Source organism: Kitasatospora sp. NPDC057965, assembly GCF_042887135.1.
Lineage (GTDB): Bacteria > Actinomycetota > Actinomycetes > Streptomycetales > Streptomycetaceae > Kitasatospora.
Genome location: NZ_JBHVPZ010000067.1, coordinates 1 through 5,454, shown reverse-complemented (window position 1 = coordinate 5,454; position 5,454 = coordinate 1). Strand labels below are relative to the sequence as shown.

General features: G+C 75.0%; 5 protein-coding genes. 2 read left to right on the top strand and 3 right to left on the bottom strand.

The features are described from left to right. Positions 1-164: 164 nt before the first annotated feature. Positions 165-986 carry a DMT family transporter gene (locus tag ACFVVU_RS38885; protein ID WP_380688349.1) on the bottom strand — a complete coding sequence of 274 codons (822 nt, stop codon included), beginning with the start codon at positions 984-986 and terminating at the stop codon, positions 165-167. Positions 987-1,384: 398 nt separating this feature from the next. Between ACFVVU_RS38885 and ACFVVU_RS38880 the strand changes: the two genes are divergently transcribed. Continuing rightward, positions 1,385-2,260, top strand: coding sequence for a DUF1906 domain-containing protein (locus ACFVVU_RS38880; RefSeq protein ID WP_387794567.1), 876 nt, complete (start codon positions 1,385-1,387; stop codon positions 2,258-2,260). 24 nt (positions 2,261-2,284) lie between these two features. On the opposite strand, the gene ACFVVU_RS38875 is transcribed toward ACFVVU_RS38880, so the two are convergent. Further along, entirely contained in the window at positions 2,285-2,482 is a 198-nt protein-coding gene (locus ACFVVU_RS38875) for a hypothetical protein (protein WP_355360722.1), read from the bottom strand. A gap of 230 nt (positions 2,483-2,712) precedes the next feature. Here ACFVVU_RS38875 and ACFVVU_RS38870 point away from each other — a divergent pair, with 230 nt between their 5' ends. Next, the gene (locus ACFVVU_RS38870) at positions 2,713-4,374 is read left to right on the top strand and encodes a long-chain fatty acid--CoA ligase (RefSeq protein ID WP_387794565.1); all 1,662 of its coding nucleotides are present in this window, start codon (positions 2,713-2,715) and stop codon (positions 4,372-4,374) included. A 73-nt stretch (positions 4,375-4,447) separates the two neighbouring features. Here ACFVVU_RS38870 and ACFVVU_RS38865 read toward each other — a convergent pair whose 3' ends face one another. Then, positions 4,448-5,356 (bottom strand): response regulator, encoded by a 909-nt coding sequence (locus tag ACFVVU_RS38865; RefSeq protein WP_387794564.1) that lies wholly within the window; start codon positions 5,354-5,356, stop codon positions 4,448-4,450. Between the last annotated feature and the right edge of the window lie 98 nt (positions 5,357-5,454).

Sequence of the window (5,454 nt, the reverse complement as noted above, 5' to 3'; positions counted from 1 at the left end):
GACACACATAGCGGTGATCTTCGCGGACACCTCGACCGCGAAGATCACCGCCAGCTGATCACGCCATGCAGCCGATCAATTACCCAACACTTTCTGAGCCGTGAAACACCCGGGGGCGCGCATCGAGCTGATGCGCGCCCCCGGGGTCACCACGACACCGCGCCTCAGCGCCGCCCGGTCAGCGTGGCCCCGACGCTCGCCGCCACCACGCAGCCGATGCCGGCCAGCTGCGCGGCGCCCAGCAGCTGACCCAGCACCACCAGGCCGACCAGCGCGCTGACCGCCGGCTCCAGGCTGACCAGCACGCTGAACACCCGCTGCGGCATCCGCCGCAGCGCCGTCATCTCCAGCGCGTACGGGATCACCGGCAGCAGCAGCGACACCCCGGCCACCGCGAGCAGCAGCATCACCGGCGAGGCACCGGGCGCGGTCAGCCCGTCCCAGGCCTGGCCGAGCCCGAACGGCGCCACCGTCAGCGCGCCGACCGTCATCGACACCGCCAGCCCCTGGAAGCCCTGGAACGCCGCCCCGACCTTGTCGGTGAACAGGATGTACGCGGCGTAGCAGGCCGCCGCCCCGAAGGCGTACAGCAGGCCGACCGGGTCGAGCCCGCCGCCCTCCCCGCCCTCGCCGAGCAGCGTCAGCAGCGCCACGCCGCCGGCCGCGAGCAGCGCCCAGAGCAGGTGGCTGGCGCGGCGGGCGAAGACCAGGGCGACCGCGAGCGGGCCGAGGAACTCGATGGTGGCGGCGGTGCCCATCGGCAGCCGGTCGATCGCCCCGGCGAACAGCAGGGTCATCCCGGCCGAGGCCATGCCGAGCAGGGCGGCGGCGGCGAGGTCGCGCGGCCGGCGCCCGCGCAGCCGGGGCCGGGTGACGGCCAGCAGGATGACCGCCGCGAAGCCCAGCCGCAGGAAGGTGGTGCCGCTCACCCCGAGCGGTCCGAAGAGCGGCTTGGAGAACGCGATCCCGGTCTGCACGAGGAACATCGCCACGACACAGAGAAGCGGCGCCGGAATTCGCTCCGGGCGCCGCAGCAGGTTCGTGAACCGTCGGCCGGTGGATCGGCCGGGTCGTGCGTCCGGTGGCAGCCCCTCTCCCGGGGACCCGCCTCGTCGCCAGCTGCCCCGCTCGCCGGCGGGCTCGCCCTTGGGGGCGGGCGGCATGGCAAGCGCCTCGGCGACGGCGGCGGCCGGCGTCGGGGCAGAGGTTTCGCTGGGATGGGAGGTGGGCATGATGGCGAGTTTGCCGTAAGGAGCCACTGGGCAGCAAGCTCGTTACAAGAATCGGGACGGATGCGGACGGGTGCGTCCGAAAGGGTGAGCCCCGGCGGTCCATCCGGCGCGGCGCCCGCCGGGATCCGACGGTCCGTCAGTATCAAGGCGGCGTGCGCCATCTCCGCCCCGCCTCGCTCGCCGCCGCCTCCCTCGTCCTCCTGCTGGCCGCCGCCGGTCCGGGTACGAGGGCCGACGCCGCCCCGACGGCCGCCGCCGTCCCCCGCATCCGGGCCGCCGTCCTGCCCGACCGGCACGGGCCGCCCCCGGCCCGGCCCCGCGACCTCTACGCCGGCGCGGCCTTCGACGCCTGCACCGCGCCCCCGCTGGAGACCCTGCGGGCCTGGCGCGACGCCTCGCCGTACGGGGCGCTCGGCATCTACACCAGCGGCGGCCAGCGCGGCTGCGCCCAGCCGAGGCTGACCGCCGACTGGGTGCGGCAGGCCCGGGCGATGGGGTGGCGGTTCCTGCCCGTCCACGTCGGCCTCCAGGCGCCGTGCAGCGACCTCGCGCACAAGCCCAAGCGCATCGACCCCGCCCGGGCCGCCCAGCAGGGGCGCGCGGAGGCGGCCGAGGCGGTGCAGGGCCTGCAGGCGGTCGGGATCGGCCCGGGCAGCCCGGTCTTCCTGGACATCGAGGCGTACCCGGTGCGCGACCCCGCCTGCGGCCAGGCGGTCGTCGACTTCACCGTCGGCTGGACCCAGGCGCTGCACACGGCGGGCTACCGCTCCGGCTTCTACTCCAGCCTCGACTCCGGCATCGCCGACCTCGCCGCGGCCGCCCGGGCCGGCAGCTCGCCGCTGCCCGACACCCTCTGGTACGCCCGCTGGGACGACCACGCCGACACCACCGGGGGCGGCCCGCTCACCGCGGAGCTCTGGTCCCAGCACCAGCGCGTCCACCAGTACCACGGCAACGTCGAGGAGACCTACGGCGGAGCGACGCTGGCCATCGACCGCAACCAGGTCGACGCCCCGCTGGCCGGCTGACGGACCCGTCGGCCGGCGGGGCGGTCACTCCCGCAGCGCGAGCCCCAGCCAGCCCCGGCCCTGGCAGTAGCGGCAGGTCTCGGTGATGTACCCGGTGCCGGTGCGCCCCGCCCGCAGGCCCTTGCGCGCCTGCGTCCGCACCCCGCCGGAACAGCACGGGCACGGCAGCCGGAACCCGGCCAGACCCCGTCCCACCCGCCGCTCGCCGTGTCCGTCGTCCATGGCCCCCAGTATCCCGGCCGCCGGGGCGGACGTCCGGGCCGCCCCCGCCCGACCGGGGAGAACGGGGCCGGACCGTGGCCGGGTCGTGATCGGGACAACGCGGTCGGCATGCTGACATCCGGGACACGGCGCGGCAGAATCGGGCCCTGCTGCCCGTATTACCGCCCAGTAGCCGTTGTTCGGCCGGGCCGGGGCAGGAGCCGCAGTGCCGCCCAGGTCGAGGAGGACCCGTGTTCAGCACCATGCAGGACGTACCGCTCACCGTCGCCCGGATCCTGGAGCACGGGTCCACGATCCACAGCAGGTCGACGGTCACCACCTGGGACGGCACCGGTCCGGTGGTCCGGACGTACGCGGAGGTCGGCGCCCGTGCGGCACAGCTCGCCTGGGCCCTGCGCGACGAGCTCGGCTGCACCGAGGCGAGTGTCGTCGGAACCTTGATGTGGAACAACGCCGAGCACCTGGAGGCCTACCTCGCGGTGCCGTCGATGGGTGCGGTGCTGCACACCCTCAACCTGCGGCTCCCGGCGAACCAGCTGTCGTACATCGTCAACCACGCCGCCGACCGCGTGATCATCGTCAACGGCACCGTCCTGCCGCTGCTGGCCGCGGTCCTGCCCGAGCTCGCCCCGACGCTCAAGCACATCGTGGTCAGCGGCCCCGGCGACCGCTCGGTGCTGGCCGGCTTCGCGGGCGGCGTGCACGACTACGAGGAGCTGATCGCGGACCGGCCGACCGCCTACCCCTGGCGGTCCGACATCGACGAGCGCCGGGCCGCCGTGCTCTGCTACACCTCCGGCACCACCGGCGACCCGAAGGGCGTGCTCTACAGCCACCGCTCGGTCTACCTGCACTGCCTCCAGGTCAACACCGGCGACAACTTCGCCTTCACCCCGCGCGACACCGCGCTGCCGGTGGTTCCGATGTTCCACGTCAACGCCTGGGGCATCCCGCACGCCGCCTTCATGTCCGGCGCCAACCTGCTGATGCCGGATCGTTTCCTCCAGCCCAAGCCGATGGCCGAGATGATCGCCGCGGTGCGGCCCACCGTCAGCGCGGCCGTGCCGACCATCTGGAGCGGCCTGCTGGACGAGCTGGACGCCGGCGACTACGACACCTCCAGCCTGCGCATGGTGGTGATCGGCGGCTCGGCCTGCCCGCCCTCGCTGATGAAGGGCTACGAGGAGCGCCACGGCATCCGCGTCCTGCACGCCTGGGGCATGACCGAGACCTCGCCGCTCGGCACCTTCGCCCAGCCCCCGGGCGGACTGACCCCGGAGGAGGAGTGGCCGTACCGGGTGACCCAGGGCGTCTTCCCGGCCTCCGTCGAGGCCCGGCTGATCGGCCCGGGCGGCGAGCGGATGCCGCACGACGGGGTGTCGGCGGGCGAGCTGGAGGTGCGCGGCCCGTGGATCGCGGGGGCGTACTACGGGGGCGCGGGACAGGACCCGCAGCGCCCGGAGGACAAGTTCTCCGAGGACGGCTGGCTGCGCACCGGCGACGTCGGCACGATCACCGCCGACGGCTACCTGACCCTCACCGACCGGGCCAAGGACGTGATCAAGTCCGGCGGCGAGTGGATCTCCTCGGTGGACCTGGAGAACCACCTGATGGCCCACCCCGAGGTCGCCGAGGCCGCCGTGGTGGCCGTTCCGGACGAGAAGTGGGGCGAGCGGCCACTGGCCACCGTCGTGCTGCGGCCGGGCGCCACCGCCGGGCTGCCGGAGCTGCGGGCGTTCCTGGCCGGGCGGATCGCCTCCTGGCAGCTGCCGGAGCGCTGGGCGATCGTCGAGGCGGTGCCGAAGACCTCGGTCGGCAAGTTCGACAAGAAGGTGATCCGCGCCGACTACGCGGCGCAGAAGCTGGACGTCACCCGGCTCGGCAAGGAGTAGCCGGGAACGGGCAGGGAGCACGAGGGCCGGTCACCCCGGGAGGGGGTGGCCGGCCCTCGGCCGTGCACGGCTGTCAGCCCGCCGCGGCGACGCCCGCCTCGCCCATGGCGCCGATCCGCCCGAGCAGGTCGACGATCCGGGACTGCACGTCGTCGCTGGTCGAGCGCTCGGCGAGGAACAGCACCGTCTCACCGGTGCGCAGCCGGGGCAGCTCGCGCGGGTCGAGGTCCACCGAGGTGTAGACGACGAGCGGGGTGCGGTGCAGCCGGTCGTTGGCGCGCAGCCAGTCCAGCAGGCCGACCCGGCGGCGGCGGATCTGGAGCAGGTCCATCACCACCAGGTTGGGCTGCACGCTGCTGGCCCGGGCGACGGCGTCGTTCTCGTCCACCGCGTGCTCGACGTGCATGCCGCGCCGTTCCAGGCTGCCGATCATCGCGGCGGCGATGTCCGGGTCGCCCTCGACCAGCAGGACGCGCGGGGCGTGATTCTCGCCGTCGCGCGGGGCGAGGGCACGCAGCAGGACGGCCGGGTCGGCGCCGTACGCGGCGTCCCGGGTGGCCTGTCCGAGGCCGGCGGTGACCAGCACCGGGACCCGGCTGTTCAGCGCCGCGGTGCGCAGCGACTGCAGCGCGGTGCGGGTGATCGGGCCGGTCAGCGGGTCGACGAAGAGCGCGGCCGGGAAGCCGGCGACCTGCGCGTCCACCTCTTCGCGGGAGCGGACGATCACCGGGCGGTAGCCGCGGTCCTGGAGCGCCTGCCGGGTGGCGGGGTCGGGCTCGGGCCAGACCAGCAGTCGGCGCGGTCCGCCGTCGGGGGCCGGGGCGGGCAGCTGGGGGTGCTCGCCGACGGCGTCGCGGCCGCCCGGCAGGGCGACCGGCGCGACGGCCTGCGGGGCGACCGGGACCGCCGGGGCGGAGGGGGCGGCGGGCAGCTCCAGGGCGGCCCTCGGCCGGGCCTCGGGGGCCGGGGCCAGCGGCGTCACCGGCACGACGGCGGCGGCCGGGCCGGGGGCACCGGGGCGTGGGCCAGCGCCTCTTCGACGGCCGTCAAGTGGAAGTACTATTCCGCTGCCTCGGCGGG